This window comes from Paraburkholderia sp. Ac-20342, from assembly GCF_017104985.1.
Lineage (GTDB): Bacteria > Pseudomonadota > Gammaproteobacteria > Burkholderiales > Burkholderiaceae > Paraburkholderia.
Genome location: NZ_JAAGPQ010000054.1, coordinates 25,540 through 43,357 on the forward strand (window position 1 = coordinate 25,540; position 17,818 = coordinate 43,357).

At 65.3% G+C, this 17,818-nt stretch carries 15 protein-coding genes; 4 read left to right on the forward strand and 11 right to left on the reverse strand.

What is annotated here, in order from left to right:
• Nucleotide 1 precedes the first annotated feature (1 nt).
• Nucleotides 2-1,246 carry an acetate/propionate family kinase gene (locus tag G3N58_RS21400; protein ID WP_206000153.1) on the forward strand — a complete coding sequence of 415 codons (1,245 nt, stop codon included), beginning with the start codon at nt 2-4 and terminating at the stop codon, nt 1,244-1,246.
• Here the strand turns inward: G3N58_RS21400 and G3N58_RS21405 are convergent.
• Nucleotides 1,243-1,497, reverse strand: a complete 255-nt coding sequence (locus tag G3N58_RS21405) for a BON domain-containing protein (RefSeq protein ID WP_206000154.1) — start codon at nt 1,495-1,497, stop codon at nt 1,243-1,245. The genes G3N58_RS21400 and G3N58_RS21405 overlap by 4 nt on opposite strands.
• A 183-nt stretch (nt 1,498-1,680) precedes the next feature.
• Here G3N58_RS21405 and G3N58_RS21410 point away from each other — a divergent pair, with 183 nt between their 5' ends.
• Together G3N58_RS21410 and G3N58_RS21415 are read left to right on the forward strand one after the other, a co-directional pair.
• A complete protein-coding gene (locus G3N58_RS21410; protein ID WP_167041907.1) occupies nt 1,681-2,076 on the forward strand; it encodes a PaaI family thioesterase in 396 nt (131 codons plus the stop codon).
• A gap of 200 nt (nt 2,077-2,276) precedes the next feature.
• A complete protein-coding gene (locus G3N58_RS21415; RefSeq protein ID WP_167041910.1) occupies nt 2,277-2,969 on the forward strand; it encodes a YceH family protein in 693 nt (230 codons plus the stop codon).
• Between the two features lie 138 nt (nt 2,970-3,107).
• Here the strand turns inward: G3N58_RS21415 and G3N58_RS21420 are convergent, their stop codons facing one another.
• The 7 genes from G3N58_RS21420 to G3N58_RS21450 form a co-directional block, all read right to left on the reverse strand.
• The gene (locus G3N58_RS21420) at nt 3,108-3,626 is read right to left on the reverse strand and encodes an SLATT domain-containing protein (protein WP_206000155.1); all 519 of its coding nucleotides are present in this window, start codon (nt 3,624-3,626) and stop codon (nt 3,108-3,110) included.
• Nucleotides 3,627-3,721: 95 nt separating this feature from the next.
• On the reverse strand, nt 3,722-4,765 hold the full coding sequence (locus tag G3N58_RS21425) for a rod shape-determining protein (RefSeq protein WP_167041916.1): 1,044 nt from the start codon (nt 4,763-4,765) through the stop codon (nt 3,722-3,724).
• Nucleotides 4,766-4,975: 210 nt separating this feature from the next.
• Nucleotides 4,976-5,767: an IclR family transcriptional regulator gene (locus G3N58_RS21430; RefSeq protein ID WP_206000166.1), complete on the reverse strand. Its 792-nt coding sequence runs from the start codon at nt 5,765-5,767 to the stop codon at nt 4,976-4,978.
• A gap of 248 nt (nt 5,768-6,015) precedes the next feature.
• Nucleotides 6,016-6,741, reverse strand: a complete 726-nt coding sequence (locus tag G3N58_RS21435; protein WP_206000156.1) for an SDR family oxidoreductase — start codon at nt 6,739-6,741, stop codon at nt 6,016-6,018.
• A 37-nt stretch (nt 6,742-6,778) separates the two neighbouring features.
• A complete protein-coding gene (locus tag G3N58_RS21440; RefSeq protein WP_206000157.1) occupies nt 6,779-8,080 on the reverse strand; it encodes an MFS transporter in 1,302 nt (433 codons plus the stop codon).
• A gap of 96 nt (nt 8,081-8,176) precedes the next feature.
• A complete protein-coding gene (locus G3N58_RS21445) occupies nt 8,177-8,920 on the reverse strand; it encodes an SDR family NAD(P)-dependent oxidoreductase (RefSeq protein WP_167041922.1) in 744 nt (247 codons plus the stop codon).
• A gap of 11 nt (nt 8,921-8,931) precedes the next feature.
• Nucleotides 8,932-9,453 carry a 2,4'-dihydroxyacetophenone dioxygenase family protein gene (locus G3N58_RS21450; protein WP_206000158.1) on the reverse strand — a complete coding sequence of 174 codons (522 nt, stop codon included), beginning with the start codon at nt 9,451-9,453 and terminating at the stop codon, nt 8,932-8,934.
• 307 nt (nt 9,454-9,760) lie between these two features.
• Here G3N58_RS21450 and G3N58_RS21455 point away from each other — a divergent pair, with 307 nt between their 5' ends.
• Entirely contained in the window at nt 9,761-11,173 is a 1,413-nt protein-coding gene (locus tag G3N58_RS21455; RefSeq protein ID WP_206000159.1) for a trypsin-like peptidase domain-containing protein, read from the forward strand.
• A gap of 65 nt (nt 11,174-11,238) precedes the next feature.
• Here G3N58_RS21455 and G3N58_RS21460 read toward each other — a convergent pair whose 3' ends face one another.
• The 3 genes from G3N58_RS21460 to G3N58_RS21470 are packed head-to-tail and all read right to left on the reverse strand — an operon-like array spanning nt 11,239 to nt 17,214.
• Nucleotides 11,239-12,735, reverse strand: a complete 1,497-nt coding sequence (locus G3N58_RS21460) for an efflux transporter outer membrane subunit (RefSeq protein WP_240158919.1) — start codon at nt 12,733-12,735, stop codon at nt 11,239-11,241.
• Between the two features lie 31 nt (nt 12,736-12,766).
• Nucleotides 12,767-15,979 (reverse strand): multidrug efflux RND transporter permease subunit, encoded by a 3,213-nt coding sequence (locus G3N58_RS21465; protein WP_206000160.1) that lies wholly within the window; start codon nt 15,977-15,979, stop codon nt 12,767-12,769.
• Nucleotides 15,980-15,990: 11 nt separating this feature from the next.
• On the reverse strand, nt 15,991-17,214 hold the full coding sequence (locus G3N58_RS21470; RefSeq protein ID WP_206000161.1) for an efflux RND transporter periplasmic adaptor subunit: 1,224 nt from the start codon (nt 17,212-17,214) through the stop codon (nt 15,991-15,993).
• Nucleotides 17,215-17,818: the final 604 nt, after the last annotated feature.

The following is a 17,818-nucleotide window of genomic DNA, read 5'->3' on the forward strand; positions in this document are numbered from 1 at the left end:
CATGCACACCGACGCTCAGGAGCAGACGATTCTGGTACTCAACAGCGGTTCGTCGTCGCTGAAATTCGGGCTGTTCGCTCGTGGCACTCGTCACACTCATGCCAGCGATACCGCTCATGCCGACGATGACGACGATGACGATGACGAAGCGCTGCTGCTCGAAGGCGCGGCCGAAGGCATCGGGCGCGGCGACGGCCGCCTGCGCATCAAGGCGTCCGACGGCCGCGTGCTATTGCAGCAGGAGCAACGACTCGAAACGCAAACCGACGCGCTGCAAAAGCTCTCGCAAGTGCTCGCGCAGCAGCATCATGCGCGGCCCGTGGCGGTCGGGCATCGCGTCGTGCATGGCGGTCCGCACCTGCGCACGCACCAGCGGCTTACCGGCGAGGTACGGCGCCGGTTACGCGAAGCGCTGCACTTCGCGCCGCTGCATATACCGCCGGCGCTCGCGTTGATCGACGAGGCGACGAAAATCTTCGGCGACGCCACGCACTTCGCGTGCTTCGACACGGCGTTCCATGCGACGCTGCCGCCGCGCGCGGCGCAATTCGCCTTGCCGCGCCGTTATGCGGATGCCGGCGTGATCCGCTACGGTTTTCATGGGCTTTCGTACGAATCGCTCGTCGCGCAGTTGGGCGCGGCGTTGCCGCCGCGCGCGGTGTTCGCGCATCTCGGCAACGGGTCGAGCGTCTGCGCGCTGCTCGACGGCCAATCGGTCGATACGTCGATGGGCTTGACGCCGACCGGCGGCATCCCGATGGGCACGCGCTCGGGCGACCTCGATCCCGGCGTGCTGCTGTATCTGATGCGTGCCGAAAAGCTCGATGCCGATGCCCTGGAAACGCTGCTCAATCGCCACAGCGGCCTGGCCGGTTACGCCGATGGCGAGAGCGACATGCAGGCGCTCGAAAAACGCGCGGCCAGCGGCGACGCGCAAGCCGCGCTCGCCATCGATGCGTTCGCGAGCGCGGTGCGCAAGACGATCGGCGGCTATGCGGCGCTGCTTGGCGGGATCGATCTGCTCGTGTTCACGGGCGGCATCGGCGAACACAGCGCGCAGGTGCGGCGGCGCGTGTGCGAGGGACTCGCGTTTCTCGGACTGGCCGAAAATGATCCGAGCGGTCCGAACGACCTGGCGGGAAAGGTGAGGGTGCTGCACACCGAAGAGGAAAAGCAGATCGCGCGGCATTGCCGGGCATTGCTGCGCGACGAAACGGCGCAATCTCCTGGTGCGGGCCCGCGCTAGCGCGTTGCGGCGACGGTGCGATCCGTCACGCCGGTGACGCCGAACAGGCGCGCGACGTCTTCGAGCATCGCGCGCCGCTGGCGCGCGTCCCGCAGTTCGCCGAAAAGCGTCACGTGGCCGCGCCGGACCTTCACGCGCACGGCGTGCGGCGGGACGGCCGCGTCCCATGCAAGACGGCGAGCGGCTTCGGCGGCAATCTGCGCATCGCTGAGGCGAGCGCTTCGGCGGGCGGCGGAGCGCATGGACGGCATGAGTTTTCCACGAAAGAAACGCTGATCCCGCAACACTAGCAGATGCGACGGTTCCTGCCGCGCGTCGCGGACAGGGCACAGACAGGGCACCAGGCGCACACGGTTCGTCGCAATCGTCGCAATCGCGGGCGGATCGCGGGTATGCTCACGTTTCGTTCCAGAACAGTTCAGGCTCCTCGCACCATGTCCGATCTTCCCATCGACAATCCCTTCCTCGAATCCCTCGGCGTGCGTCTCACGCAATGGCGCGACGGTTACGCGGAACTGCTCATGCCGATCGACGCGAGCAAGCTCAACCGCCAGGGCGTGCTGCAAGGCGGCGCGATCGCGACGCTGCTCGACGCGGCGGCCGGTTACGCGGGGCTCTACGCGCCGCCTGGGCAGCCCCCTCGGCATGGCTTCACGCTGTCGCTGACCACCAACTATCTCGACAAGGGACTCGGCGCGTCGGTCACCGCGAAGGGCTTTCTGGAACGCGCGGGCCGCTCGATCTTCTTTTCGCGCGGCGAGGCCTGGGTGGACGGCCGGCTGCTGATCGCGAGCGCGCAGGGCACGTTCAAGTATGCGAGACGCACCTGAGGACACGCACCTGGGGAAACGCAGCGGATGAATCGGAGCCGGCGGAATCGACCGAACCAGGCCGCGCCTCGCCGGGCATCCGGGCCTCACGATTGACGCCGCGCGCCGGTCCGGGCCGTTTATCATAGTGCCCACCCGACCGAACGCGCGGCTAGCCGCAGCAGGGCGCGCGCATCCACCACGAGACCCGGCATTCCCCCATGAACTCCATTCCCGACGCTTCTTCCCGTCCCTCGATCCGCGCGCTGACGGCGCTCGAAGGGCGCGTGCTCGGCGTGCTCGTCGAAAAACAGCACACCGTGCCGGACAGTTATCCGCTTTCGCTGAACGCGCTGACGCTCGGCTGTAATCAGAAGACCGGCCGCGCGCCGGTCATGAACGCGACCGAGGCCGAGGTGATGACCGCCATCGACGGATTAAAGCGTCTGAGCCTCGTGATCGAAGGCAGCAGCAGCCGCGTGCCGCGCTTCGAGCACAACATGAATCGCGTCTACGGTCTGCCGGGGCAGTCGGTCGCACTGTTGACCACGCTGCTGCTGCGCGGTCCGCAAACGGCCGCCGAGCTGCGCCTCAATAGCGCGCGCCTGCATGGTTTCGCCGATATCTCCTCGGTCGAGGCGTTTCTCGACGAACTGGCCGCGAACGATCCGGCGCGCGTCGTCAGGCTGCCGCGTATGGCGGGCGAGCGCGAGCATCGCTGGACGCATCTGCTGTGCGGCGAGGTCAGCGTGAGCGAGGCCGCGCTGTCCGCAGCCGAGGACGACAGCGTGCCACTTTCCGCGTTCGAATCGCTGAAGGCCGAACAGAAGCGCCTTGCCGACGAGGTGAGTCGGCTGCAGGCCGTCGTGCGGCGCATGGCGGGCGAGTTGGGGATCAGCGCCGACGATCTGTGAGCGGCGGGTAAGGAGAACGGTAAAGGCAAGGGCATGCGTCACGCGGCGCCGGCTGCCGCGTTTTCATGCCTTGCCGTCAATTGCCGTGATGCATCGCCTTCAGGTGCCGCCCTCATGGGTCACCTTCATGAGCCACATTCACGCATCGCGCCCGCGCGCCTTGTCCGCGAGCAGCGCGCGTTGCGTGCGATAGAAAACACGCGGCGGCACGTTCGGCGAATCCTCGGCGAGCCGGTCGAGTTCGATGCGGATCGAGGCCAGGTAGTGCGCGTCGCGCGCGTCGGCGTCGCCGGCAAACACCGCTTCGAGCCTGCGCCGCACAGCGCCATAGCGCGCACCGGCCGCGCGATGCTTTTCGGCGCGCCCGGCATAGCGCAGGAACGTCTGCAACGCCGCGGATACCGCGGCCGTCACACTGACGAGCCCGACAAAAATCCTCATCCCGATCGACAACGGCGGCGTACTCAGCGACGCGAACACGGCCGTGCCGACGAATGCGCTCAACACCGTCACGAGCCAGCCGATGCGGCGCTCGCGCGCCGACAGCAGGTCGGCCATGTCGTAATGGCTCATCTGTGATTCGCGCGCGCGGCGAATCCACTTCAGCAGCAGCGCGTTTTCGTCGGCGGGGGGCTCGTAGTCGGGCAGGGTCGTCATGTTGCCGGGGTGGATAATCGTTGCGGCGGTCGCGGTCGCGGTCGCGGTAACGGTGCACGGCCACGCGCAAGGCGGCCCGCACCGCAACGCACGCATCAATCGTAGGAAAACGAACCGCCGAATTTCTCGATGCGCTCCAGCGCCATGCCCGAGCCGCGCACGACGCAGGTCAGCGGCGCCTCGGCGACGAACACCGGCAGGCCGGTCTCTTCGGCGAGCAGGCGGTCGAGGTCGCGCAGCAGCGCGCCGCCGCCCGCCAGCATGATGCCGCGCTCGGCGATGTCGGCACCGAGTTCCGGCGGCGTTTGCTCGAGCGCGATCTTCACGGCCGACACGATCTGGTTCAGCGGATCGGTCAGCGCTTCGAGAATCTCGTTGCTCGACACCGTGAAGCTGCGCGGAATGCCCTCGGACATATTGCGGCCTTTCACTTCCATCTCCATGACCTCGGAGCCCGGAAACGCGGAGCCGATTTCCTTCTTGATCGCCTCGGCGGTCTGCTCGCCGATCAGCATGCCGTAGTTGCGGCGGATGTAGTTGACGATCGCGTCGTCGAACTTGTCGCCGCCGACGCGCACCGAGCCTTTGTAGACGATGCCGCCGAGCGAGATCACACCGACCTCGGTCGTGCCGCCGCCGATGTCGACGACCATCGAGCCGGTCGCATCCGACACCGGCAGGCCTGAGCCGGTCGCGGCGGCCATCGGCTCCTCGATCAGATAGACCTGCGAGGCGCCCGCGCTGTGCGCGGCCTCCTTGATCGCGCGCCGCTCGACCTGGGTCGAGCCGCACGGCACACAGATGATGATGCGCGGCGACGGCGCGAAGAGTCGCGACTCGTGCGCCATCTGGATGAAGCGCTTGATCATCTGCTGGGTGATGTTGAAATCGGCGATCACGCCGTCTTTCATCGGGCGGATCGCCTCGATGTTGCCCGGCACCTTGCCGAGCATCTGCTTCGCCTCGCGGCCGACGGCGAGGATGATCTTCTTGCCGTTCGGGCCGCCTTCCTGGCGGATCGACACGACCGAGGGCTCGTCGAGCACGATGCCCTTGCCGCGCATGTAGATGAGCGTGTTCGACGTGCCGAGGTCGATCGCGAGGTCGTTGGAAAAATAGCCGCGCAGAAAACCGAACATGCGTATTCCTGTCTTTGCGAAGTCGGGCGCGTGAGCGCCGCCGGGAGGCTGTCGGGGTCTGCCGCTTGTGGGCGGCGGGCGGCCCGATCGGGGCGCGCGAGAGGAAGAATAGCAGTTTCGGCCGGCGCGGCGGCATCCTCGCGCCGGCGCGCGGCCGATCTGCGGTCCTTATACAACGGCGGTAACGATTACCGCAGGCAACCTTGGCCGCTACCGCCCGCTCGCCGGGCCGAGCCGCCGCGCGATAGCCTCGCATGCCGCGAGCAGCGGCTCGATATAGCTCGTGCGCGCGTCAGCGCGGCGGCGGAACGTCGGCATGCTGATGCTCACGCAGCCGGCCACGCGTCCGTCCGGACCGCGAATCGCCGCGCCGTAGCAGCAGATCGACACCTCGTTTTCCTCGCGGTCTTCCGCATAGCCGCGTTGCGCGGTGACGTCGAGTTCGCGGCGAACCGCGTCGAGATCGGTGAGCGTGTGTTCGGTAAAACGCACGAGCGGCGCGTCCTTCAGCAGCGCCTCGCGTTCGGCCGTGCCGAGCGTCGCCATGTAAGCCTTGCCGACCGAACTCGACGTCAGCGAGACGCGCGTGCCGATGCGCGACGCCATCCGCACCGCGTGCGGGCTTTCGAGTTTTTCGATGTAGACCATCTCGCCCTGGCTCGGCACCGCGAGGTGGATCGTCTCGGCCGTGACGTCGCGTAGTGCCATCAACGCGTCGACCGCGGCGAGCCGCAGGTCCGAGCGCTCCCAGCTATGGCTCGCGAGGTTGATCAGCCGCGGGCCGAGGCCGAACGTGCTACCGCTGCCCGTCGCGACGATCAGCCCCTCGGCCTGCAACGCGGCCACGATGCGATGCACGGTCGGACGCGGATAGCCGCTCGCCGCGCTCAGCTTCGCGACGTTGGGCGGCGTCTGCGCGTCGGCGATCAGTTGCAGCACCGCGATGAACTTCGAGAATGCGGCCGCGCCGGCCACGGCTTTGCTGTCGGCTCCGGCGCCGATTTTTCCGGCGACGGCGTCGGCCGCGGCGGCGCGCGTGGCGGGACGGGAGCCCGGCTTTGAGGCGGGATTTGAACCCGGCTTTGAACCCGGCTTCGAAGCGGTTTTTGCCACGGCCTTCGAGGCGGTTTTTGCAGCAGGTCTGGACACGTTTTTTGCAGCGGAAGTCGGCATCGGACAGGAGCAGGGCGCGGGGAGGCCATTATGCCTTCATTCGCGCGGCCGAACGATCGCGACGCCGCTTCACGCCGTCACGCGACGAGGTAGCCGCCGTCGACCGCGACGATCGCGCCCGTCATGAACGACGCCGCCGGCGTGCAGAGAAACACCGCAACCTGCGCGACCTCGTCGGGCGTACCCCAGCGGCGCAGCGGCGTGCGCTCGAGAATCGCCTGCGAGCGGCCGTCGTCGCTCTGCAGCGCCTCGGTGAGCGGCGTCGCGATCCAGCCCGGCGCGATCGCATTGACGCGGATGCCGTCGGCCGCGTAGGCGAGCGCGAGCGACTTGGTCAACTGCACGACCGCGCCCTTGCTCGCGCTGTAGGCGGGCACGAGACCGCCGCCGAAAAAGCTCAGCATCGACGCGGTGTTCACGATGCAGCCGCCCGACGCCTTCAGCAAGGCGCGCGCGGCCGTGCAGACGCGCATCGTGCCGTTCAGGTTGATGTCCATCACGCGCTCGAACACGTCGATCCGATGCTCGTCGCCACGGCTGATGACGCCCGCGCAATTGACCACGATGTCGAGACGCTCGAACGCGTGCAGCGCGGCGGCGATGTCGTCCGAGCGCACGTCGAGCGTGATGCGCCGGACCGCGCGGTTCAATGCGTCCGGCGCGCCTTCGGGCAACGGCACACCGGCTGCCACGACGTGTGCGCCGAGTTGCGCGAGCGCATTCGCGATTGCCGCGCCGATGCCGGAAAAACCACCCGTCACGAATGCGGTTTTGCCTTCGAGTAGATCGTTCTGGAATGTCATGTGAGTCGCAGCTTCTGGAGGGTGGTCGGGCGAAGGTTCAGGTCGGTTGCGTTTCGATCGAACCGGACAGCGGCGCGGGCGCCACTTCCCTGACGACGAACAGGTAGACGAGCGCCGCGGCGAACGCGACGCCCGCGCTGATCAGCAGCGCATTGACGAACGAGTGCGTCTGATCGACGACGATGCCCGTGATGACCGGCGCGAACGAGCCGCCCAGATAGCCGCCGAAGTTTTGCATGCTGCCGAGCGACGCCACCAGATGGCGCGGCGCCGCGACGCTGACGAGCGCCCACGCGCTGCCGCTCGACAGGTTGACGAACAGCATCGCGAGCGACACGTAGACGATGGCGAGCGTCGTGCTCGGCGTGTACGCGGCCGGCACCGTGAACGCCGCGGCGCCGACGAGGCCGATGCACAGCGGCCACTTGCGACTGCGGATCGGCGCCATGCCGCGCTTGAGCAGGGCGTCGGCGATATAGCCGCTGCTCGCCATGCCGATCGTACCGAAGATATACGGAATCGACACGAGCCAGCCGGTGTGCGCAATGCTCAGATGCCGCTCGTTCTCGAGATAGCCCGGCAGCCACGTCAGATACAGCCACACCATGTAGATCACGCCCATGAAGCCGAAAATCATGCCCCACGTGTTGCGCAGCTTGAAGAGCGCGCCCCATTCGGCCCAGCTCAGACTCTGCGGATTTTCCGCGACGTTGGCGCCTTCGTTGAGGTGCGCGGTTTCTTCTTCCGTCAGCGCGATTTCGCTGCGATTGCGATAGACCATGTACCACGCCACCGCGACGATAACGCCGAGCACACCCATGATGACGAACATCGTTCGCCATCCGAAAGAAAGCATCAGCACGGTGAGCAGCGGCGGCGCGATCATCGGCGCGACGGTCGACGAGGAAATGAACGTGCCGATCGGTGCGCCGCGTTCGCGCACCGCGAACCATTCGTTGACGACCTTCGCGCCGGCGGGAAAGAGCGGCGCCTCGGCCACGCCGAGCACGACGCGCGCGCTCAGGAAGTGATTGAGCGTCTGAATGAAGCCGCCCGCGACCTGCGCGACCGACCATACGAGCATGCCGAGCCCGAGCATCACGCGCGAGCCGAAACGATCGAGCAGTGCGCCGACCGGCAACTGCGCGAACGCATACGAAAGAGAAAACGCGGACAGCAGCAAACCCATCTGCGAGGCCGACAGATGCAGTTCCTCGCTCACCAGATGATTCGCGATCGACAGCGTGCTGCGATCGAGATAGTTGACGATGCCCGCAACCGTCAGGAAGACGACCGCGACCACCTGGATCCGTTTCAGACGCTGTGACTTCTGAAGCATGTTTGTCTCCTGCGCAAGGTGTCCTGCCGATGTAGGAATGGTGCTGCCATGCCGCGGTTTTTCTACAAGATTTTTCTGCAAGCTCGCCGGTGGGCGTCAATAGGTCGAGCGCCCTCCCGACAGATCGAAGATCGCACCCGTGCTGAACGAGCAGGAATCCGAACAAAGCCACAGCACGAGTTGCGCGACTTCTTCGACGGTGCCGAGCCGCTTCATCGGGCTCTTGTCGATCATCGTTTGCACGTGTTGCGGCGACATCTGTTCGAGCAGGGTGGTTTGCACCGCGGCGGGCGCGATGCCGTTCACGAGAATGCCGGTCTGCGCGAGCTCCTTGCCGAGCGATTTGGTCATCGCAATCACGCCGGCTTTCGCCGCGCTATAGGCGGACGCATTCGGCGTGCCTTCCTTGCCCGCAAGCGATGCAACATTGACGATGCGCCCGGCGTTCGCGCGCCGCATCGCCGGCACGACGAAGCGGCTCACGTGATAGGTGCCGAGCAGGTTCACGTCGATCACGCGCTGCCATTCGAGCGGATCGTATTCGTCGAGCGGCAGCGTCGGCCCCGCGAAACCCGCGTTGTTGACGAGGTAGTCGATGCGGCCGTAAGCGTCGAGCGTCGCGGCGAGCGCGGCCTCGATCGACGCGGGCTGCGTGATGTCGACCTCGAAGTGGCGAGGCACATCGGGCGTGTCCTCGGCGCCCGGCACGCGGTCCCAGTTGAGCGCTACCGCGCCATCGCGCGCGAAAGCCTCGCAGATCGCGCGGCCAATGCCGGTGGCCGCGCCGGTCACGACCGCGATGCGCCCGGAGAAATCGTATCGGGCGGCGCGGGTACGCATGGCGGGCGCGCTCATCGGATGAACTGGTCGACGTAGTCCTCGCCGAGACCGACCGCCGCGTAGTGCTTGCGGCACATGTCGATCTTCGTGAACACGTCCTCGTAGCCGGTGTAGTTGCCGTACGGGTCGCAATAGAACATCACGCCGTTGACCTGAAAATACGTGATCATTTCCTCGACGTCGTCGGGCACGTAGAGCGTATGCGTTTCGCCCGGCGGCTCGTATACGTAGCTGCCTTCGGTGGCGATCCAGTCGTGCTCCAGGTAACGCCAGCGGCCCTTGAGCACCATGCCGTGCACGCTCTGCGGATGACGATGACGGCTCAGCACGCCCGACTTGCGCACGCGCAGCAGATTCATCCAGTAACCCTGCGACGCATTCAGACACAGCGGCCGGAACGACACGTTTTCGGCTTGCGGCACCCACACGCGCTCATCGGTCGGAATGGCGAAGGGCACGACGATTTCCTGCTGCGCTTCCTTGGGGAACGGCAACTGGTACGGCGTCATCTCGGAGCGATTGGCCTCGGGCATGGGAGTTCCTTGTGAAATTACCGAATGTCCACAATGTGGATATAAAGTCCACGATATGGCTATTATCGGAACCCCTTCCGGTGAGGTCAATCCTGGGGAAATCACGGGGCCGAGATGAAAAAGCGCGGAAAAAAGATCTGTGCAATCCTCGCCGCAAACGTGTGTGATGTACGGATAAGCCTGCAAAACAGGACTCGCGAGCGCCTTCTGCGGTGCTTTCAGATCGCTCACTATCTTTAAGACTGCTTTAAGTGGGGGCCACTACATTACGCATCCACCTCGTAACCCATCGCAACAATCTCCCACTATGACCACCAAGAAATATTGGCGCGGCAGCGCGGCAGTCTGCGTCGTACTCGCGATCGGCGGCGCCTATACGCTTAGCCATCACAATGCCGATGCATCCGTCAGCGATGCGCAAGGCCCGGTGTCATCGCTGCGCGCGGCATCGGACATCATCGGGTCCCGTTCGTCCGCGCCGGACTTCTCCGGCATCGTGTCGCGCTATAGTCCGGCGGTCGTGCATATCGGCGTGAAAGAGGCCGTGTCCGTCGATGAAAACGGCGAACGCAAAAGCGGTGGCGAAGCGCTCGGTTCGGGCTTCATCATCAGCCAGGACGGGTACATCCTGACCAACAACCATGTCGTCGACGGCGCGAGCAGCGTGAGCGTGAAACTCACGGACGGCCGCGAATTCCGCGCCCGTGTGATCGGCAAGGACAAGACCACCGACGTCGCCGTGGTGAAGATCGAAGCGACGAATCTGCCGACCGTGAAGATCGGCAATCCCGACAACAGCAAGGTCGGCGAATGGGTGGTGGCAATCGGCTCGCCGTACGGCTTCGACAGCACGGTGACCTCGGGCATCATCAGCGCGAAATCGCGCTCCTTCTCGGACGACAGTCCTATCCCCTTTATCCAGACCGACGTGCCGGTCAATCCCGGTAACTCGGGTGGTCCGCTGTTCAATCTGAACGGCGAAGTGATCGGCATCAACTCGATGATCTATTCTCGCACCGGCGGCTTCCAGGGCCTGTCGTTCGCGATTCCGATCGACGCGGCCATGCACGTGAAAGACCAGCTCGTGAGTACCGGTCACGTGACTCGCGGCCGTATCGGCGTGGGCGTGCAGCCGCTTAGCGCCGAGCAGGCGAAGAAGCTCGGCCTCGATTCGGCGGCCGGCGCGCTGGTCGGCTCGGTCGATCCGAGCGGCCCCGCACAGGCGGCCGGCTTGCGGCAGGGCGACGTGATCGTCGCCGTGAACGGCAAGCGGATCGGCAACACGACCGAACTGGTCGGGCAGGTCGCGCAACTGTCGCCCGGTACCGACGCGACGCTCAACGTATGGCGCAATGGCGGCGAGCGCAAGCTGTCGATCACGGTGGGCGCGCGGTCGTCCGACGTGGCGTCGGCCGAACCGCGCATGCAGCAGGAGCCGCGGCAGCAACAGGGCCGTCCGCGTCTCGGCGTGGCCGTGCGCCCGCTCAGCGAAGACGAGCAGCAGGAAGCGTCGTTGCCGGGTGGCGTGATCGTGCAACAGGCCACCGGCCCGGCCGCCGAGGCCGGCATCGAGGCCGGCGACATCATCGTTGCGGTCGACGGCAAAGTGATTCACGGCGTCGAGCAACTGAAGCGCATGATCGCCCAGGCCGACGACAGTGTGTCCCTCACCGTCGTGCGCAATGGCGAAGAAGCATCGGTCGACGTCACGCTCGGCTGACCGGTTTGACCCTCCGGCGCAATGCCGGCGGCGGGCACGACGCCCAGGAAGCGCGCGTGCCTCGATCAATTGGGCGGATGCGCTCCGTTCACCTGTGAGGTTCGCTGCGACGTGCCTTGCACCGTAGTGGGCGGCACGTCGCCTGACGCATCAGGCGTACGAGGCGCATCGGGGCCGCCACCCAGTGCAACATACAGCGATACGCCATTCTGCAAAGCGGTCGCGCGCAACTGGATCAGTTGCTGCTCGGCCGAGAACAGATTGCGGCGCGCGTCCACGACCTCGAGATAGATCGAGATCCCGTTCTCATAGCGCAATTCGGCTGTTTCGGCGAGTTGCCGCTGCGCCTCGACGGCCTGCTCCTGCGCCGCGATCTGTTCCTTGTAGCGCTGCCGTCCGATCAATGCATCGGATACCTCACGAAATGCGTTCTGCACGGTGCGCTGGTAATCGGCCACCAGTTCGTCGCGCCGTGCGCGCGCCTGCGCCAGTTGCGCCTGACGTTGACCAGCATCGAAAATCGGCATGCCGACGAGCGCACCGACCGACCACGCCTGCTTGCCGGGCACGAACAGGTCGCCGAGTTCCGGCGACACGTAGCCGAAGCTGCCCGTCAACGCGATACGCGGGAAGAAGTTCGCGCGCGCCGCGCCGATATCGGCATCCGCCGCGCGCAGTTGCTGCTCGGCCTGCTGGATGTCGGGACGATTGACGAGCAGCCCGGACGGCAACCCCGGGTCGAGGTCGCCGAACTGCCTCGCGTCGGCGATCGGCGTTGCGAGCGGCAGCGTATCGCCAAGCGGTCCGCCGACCAGCACTTCAAGCAGATTGCGCTGCTGCGCGGTGGTCCGCTGCAACTCCGCGAGCTGCGTCTGCGCTTGCGTGACGAGCACGGCGGCCTGTTCGTAATCGACCGTCGACGTAACGCCCGCATCGAGCCGCAGCTTCGCGACATCGAGCGCATAGCGGCGCGTTTCGAGCGTACGCTGCGCGAGTTCGACGCCTTCTTCGCCCGAGCGGATCGCGTAGTAGTTCGCCGCGACGTTGCCGATCAGCGACAGACGAAACGCGCGTTGCGCCTCGACGCTCGCGAGATATCGGCGGCGGGCCGCCTCGCTCATGTTGCGCACGCGTCCCCAGAAGTCGAGTTCGAACGACGTCACCACGGCTTGCACGTTGTACTGATTGAATTTGACCGATACGTCGGTGTTGTCGAACTCGGGGTCGATCGAGCCGAGCGGAGCCTTGGTGCGCGTGGCGCTCGCGTTGGCATTGACGTGCGGCAAACGCGCGGCGTTCTGGATGCGATAAAACGCCTGCGCCTGCTCGATGCGCGCCATCGACGCCGCGAGATCGCGGTTGTGCTGCAACGCCGCCTCGATCAGCAGCTTCAGTTGCGGATCGGCGAAGAAGGTTTGCCAGTCGATCTCGCTGGCGAGATGCGTGGTAGCCGGATTGACCGTCTCCATCATGTCGAAGTGATCGGCAATCGGCAGATCGGGCTGCTGATACCTCGGCGCAAAATTGCAGGCGGCCAGCGAACAGCAGAAAAGCGGAAGCATCAGGCGCGTAGGCAAGTTCCTGTAGGGGCGCTTACGCATCGCGTGACCCTCCGCTTAATTCTCCGGCTCCCGGCACGGGTGCCGACGCGGGTGTCGGAGAATCGTCGTCGCCGAGATCGACAGGCCGTTTCTTGCGGCTCAGCCAGCGGCGCGTAGCCACATAGAACAGCGGCGTGAAGAAGATGCCGAACAGCGTCGCCGTCAACATGCTGCCCATCACGCCGGTGCCGACCGCGCGCCGGCTCGCCGCGCCCGCGCCGGTCGCGAGCACGAGCGGCAGCATGCCGAGCACGAACGTGACGCTCGTCATCAGGATTGGACGCAGGCGCTGTTGCGCGCCGTTCTTCGCGGCCGTCATCGCATCCTTTCCTTCGGATTCCTCCTTGATGGCGAACTCCACGATCAGAATCGCGTTCTTCGCCGCGAGCCCGATGATCGTCACCAGCCCGATGTTGAAGTACACGTCCGCGGAAAGGCCCCGCAGCATCGTCAGCAGCACCGCGCCGATCACGCCGAACGGAATGATCAGCAGCACCGCCACCGGAATCGCCCAGCTCTCGTAGAGCGCCGCGAGCAGCAGGAACACGACCACGAGCGAGAGCCCGAGCAGCATGCCGATCTGGCCGGCCGCCTGTTTCTCCTCGAAGGCGGTGCCGGTCCATTCGTAGGTGAGATTGCCGGTCAGCACGTGCGAGGCGATACGCTCCATCTCGGCGATCGCCGCGCCGCTCGAACGGCCCGCAGCGGCCTGGCCCGACAGCGTCGCGGAGGGAAAGCCGTTATAGCGTTCGAGCTGCTGCGGCCCGGAAATCCAGCGCACGCGCGTGAACGCCGAGAACGGCACCATTTCGCCGCGGTTGTTGCGCAGGCGCAGCGAGGTCACGTCCTCGGCGCGCATGCGCTGCTCGGCATCCGCTTGCAGCAGCACGCGCAGTACATTGCCCTCGAATACGAAGTCGTTCACGTAGTTCGAACCGAACGTCAGCGCGAGCGCCTGATTGACCTGGCCGATCTGCAAACCGAGCGCGCGCGCCTTCACGCGATCGATATCGACGTAAAGCTGCGGCGCTTCGGGCATGCCCTCGGTACGCACGCCTGCGAGCAGGGGACTTTGCGATGCCTCGATCATCATGCGCCGCGCGGCCTGCTGCAGCGCTTCGCCGCCAACGCCGCTGCGGTCCTGGATCTTCATCGTGAAGCCGGTTGCATTGCCGAGCGATGGAATCGGCGGCGGATCGAGCGCGAAGATGACGGCCTCGGGAATCTGCCGGAACGCGGCATTTGCGCGGCGCACGAGCGCGCTGGCCGAATTCGCCTCGCCGGAGCGTTCGTTCCAGGGCTTCAGATCGACGAACGACATCGCCGCCGATTGCCCCTGGCCGAAGAAGCTGAAGCCGGTTACCGAAGCGACGTTGCGCACCTGCGGCTGTTGCCGCAAGAACGCCTCGACCTGATCGACCGCGCGTTGCGTGCGCTGCTCGGTGGAACCCGGCGCGCCGGTATACGTGACGAAGATATGCCCCTGATCCTCGGTTGGCAGAAAACCGGTCGGCAGGCGTACGAAGAAATACGCGGTGATTACGCAGGCCGCGACGAACACGAGCAGCCAGCGCAACGGCGAGCGCAGCATCGAATCGACGCCGCCGATATAGCGGCCGGTGCCCGCGTCGAGACCGCGATTGAAGCCGTCGAATACCCGCTGCAGTAGACGCGAGGCCGCATTTTTCGGCGGCCCGCTGGCCTCTTCGCTGCGCAGCAGTGCCGCGCACAAGGCCGCGCCGAGCGTGAGCGCCAGCAGCGTCGAGAGCGTGATCGACACGGCCAGCGTGACCGAGAACTGCCGGTAGATGCCGCCCGTCGAGCCGGGGAAAAACGCCATCGGAATGAACACGGCGACGAGCACGAGCGTACTCGCGATCGCCGCGCCCGAAATCTGGCCGATCGCCTTGACGGTCGCGCGCGGCGCGCTGAGTTTTTCCTCGCGCATGATGCGCGCAACGTTTTCGACGACGACGATCGCATCGTCGTTGAGGATACCGATCGCGACGACCATGCCGAACAGCGACAGGATGTTGATCGACAGCCCGAACAGATAGAGCCCCGCGCAGGTGCCGATCAGTGCGATCGGCACGACGATCGTGGGAATCACGGTCGCGCGCCAGTCCTGCAGGAACAGGAACACGACGACGGTCACGAGCAGCAGCGCCTCGACCATCGTCTGCATGACGCCGTGCACGGAAGTCGTGATGAACGGCGTGGTGTCGAACGGCACGGTCCACGTCATGCCGCGCGGAAAGGTCGGCTCCAGCTCGGTCATGCGCTGGCGCACCGCCCTGGCAACCGCAAGTGCATTGGCACCGCTCGCAAGCTGGATCGCGATGCCGGCCGACGCCTTGCCGTTCACGGTCAGCCGGTTGCCATAGCTGTCGTTGCCGAGTTCGACGCGAGCGACGTCGCCGAGGCGCACGGTCGAACCGTCCGGATTGGCGCGCACGATGACCTCGCGGAACTGCTCGGGCGTCGAGAAGCGGCTTTGCGTGACGATCTGTGCAGTGAATTCGGAGCCCGGCGCGATCGGCTGGTCGCCGAGGCCACCGCCCGCGGTCTGACTGTTCTGTTCCTGGACCGCCTGCAACACCTCGCTCGCGGAGAGACCGAAGCCCGCGAGCTTGCGCGGATCGAGCCAGATTCGCATCGCGTACGACGAGCCGAAAAGCTGCACGTCGCCGACGCCGTCGATGCGGCGCAACTCGTTGACGATATTGTTCGACGCAAAGTTGCCCATCGCGACCGCGTTGGTGGCGCCGTCGGTCGCCTGCAGCGCGAGCAGCATCAGGAAGCCGGATGAAGCCTTGGTCACGCTCACGCCGATCTGCCGGACTTCGAGCGGCAGACGCGGCTCGACACGGCTCAGGCGGTCCTGCACCTGGCTGCGCGCGATGTCGAGATTGGTGCCGGGCTTGAGCACGACCGTGATCTGCATCGTGCCGTTGGCGCGGCTCACCGACGACATGTAGAGAAAATTCTCGATGCCGTTCATCTCGTCCTCGATGATCGAGGTGACAGTGCGTTCGAGCGTGCGCGCATCGGCGCCGCTGAAGACCGCCGAGATGCTCAGCGATGGCGGGGCAACATCGGGATACTGCTCGACCGGCAGCAGCGCAACCGCGATCCCGCCGAACAGCACCGTGAAGAGGGCGATGACCCACGCGAAGACCGGACGGGCGACGAAGAATCGATTCATCGGCGGGCCCGTCAGTGCGTGATCGAAGCGGCGGCGGGATGGGCGGCCGGAGGGTCCGCGGCTGCGGCCGACGCTGGTGGCCCGTCGCTTACGGGCCGTGCCTCGACGCGCTGACCCGGCTGCACCTTCTGCCAGCCATCGACGATCAGACGCTCGCCGGCCTTGAGCCCATCGCGCACGGTCCAGCGGCCTTCGCCCTGTTCGCCGAGATCGACGTTGCGGCGAACCACGGTGCCGTCGTCGGCCACGAGCGCGACGCTCGCCACGCCGTTATCGAGCTGCACCGCGCGCTCGGGAATGCGGATGCCGCGCAGATTGCCCGCCGCGATGATGCGCCCGCGCACGAACTGCCCCGGCAATAGCGTGCGCGCAGGATTGGCGAATTGCGCGCGCACGGTCTGCGTGCCGGTGGACGGATCGACGACGAGATCGGCGAAGTCGAGAAAGCCGCGCTCGCTGTAGACCTGGCCGTTGGCGAGAATCAGTTGCACCTCGACGTGCTTCATGTCGGTCGGCTTGCGCGCGCCCGACTGGATCTGCTGCTCGATGTCGAGCGTTGCCGTGTTCGACTGCGTGAACACGGCGTTGATCGGCGTAAGCTGATTGACCTGGGTGAGCAGGGTGGCCGCGCCCGCGCTCACCAGCGCGCCTTCGGTGACGAGCGCGCGGCCCGCGCGCCCGGCGATCGGCGTGCGCACGATGCAGCGGTCGAGCCGTAGCTGCGCCAGCGAAACGGCTGCCCGAGCATCGGCAACGTTGGCCTGGGCCTGCTGCTGCGTCGCGAGCGCGGCGTCGTATTCCTGCGCACTCACCGCATGGCGGCCGACGAGCGGCTTGAAGCGATCGACAACCGAAGCCGCGTTGTCGCGTACGGCGGTCGCACGCGCGAGTGCCGCCTGCGCCTGCTGCAATTGTGCGCGATAGTCGCTGGGGTCGATCTGAAACAGCGGCGCATTAGCCGCTAGGTCCGTGCCTTCCTGGTAGAGCGTGCGCTGAACGATACCGTCGACGCGTGCGCGAATCTCCGCGGTGCGCACCGCCTCGATACGGCCGGGCAGTTCGACCACATCGGCGACAGGCGTAGTCGAGATCGTTTCGACGAGCACGGGGAGCGGCGGCATCGATGCGGCGGTGGGAGCTTCCTGCCGGTCGTTGCAACCGGCAACGAGTAGCGGCAAACCCGCGATCAGAAGCAGTACGGCACGACTACGCAGACGGTATGCGGAGCAGAGCAAGAGAGACTCCTCGGTGAAGGCACTACTCTTTTTACGCGTGAGATCGACTACGGTTTAACGGCGTTATGCTTGATTGCGCCAGGCGCTATTGAACGGGCGGACACGACAATGCCCGAAAAGATTTCCGTTGATCGTACATTGTCTGGATAACTTGTCAATTTATTTTGGGTGTTGCGAGTTGAATGAACTCGCAACAGGAGAGATGTCATTGAATTCACAATTAAGTAAATTTCACAAGAATCGGCAATGAATTCACAAATGAGAACTTTGCATGACGATGCTTTTTAAATATATTTCTGTGAGTTTTTTCTCGCATGCAAATGGCACGTCACCCGAGCGGCCAAATACAGAAGTGTGCCGACAAATAGCGTGGCCAATGCCCAGTAGAGCAGCAAGACGAGTACTTCCATATCGTCGGGATTGGCAAGCTCGTCGTTGCCTGTAGCAGACAGAAGCGATGAACCTATCCACCGAGTCCGGCATATTGAAAGGCAATCTGTCGATTACATAGGTCAGTTGCCATCCGCCTATCATGGATAGCGCAACGAGAACCGGAACGGCCAATATCTTCGTGGCAATTTTTCTCATATATTTTGCAGCGGTA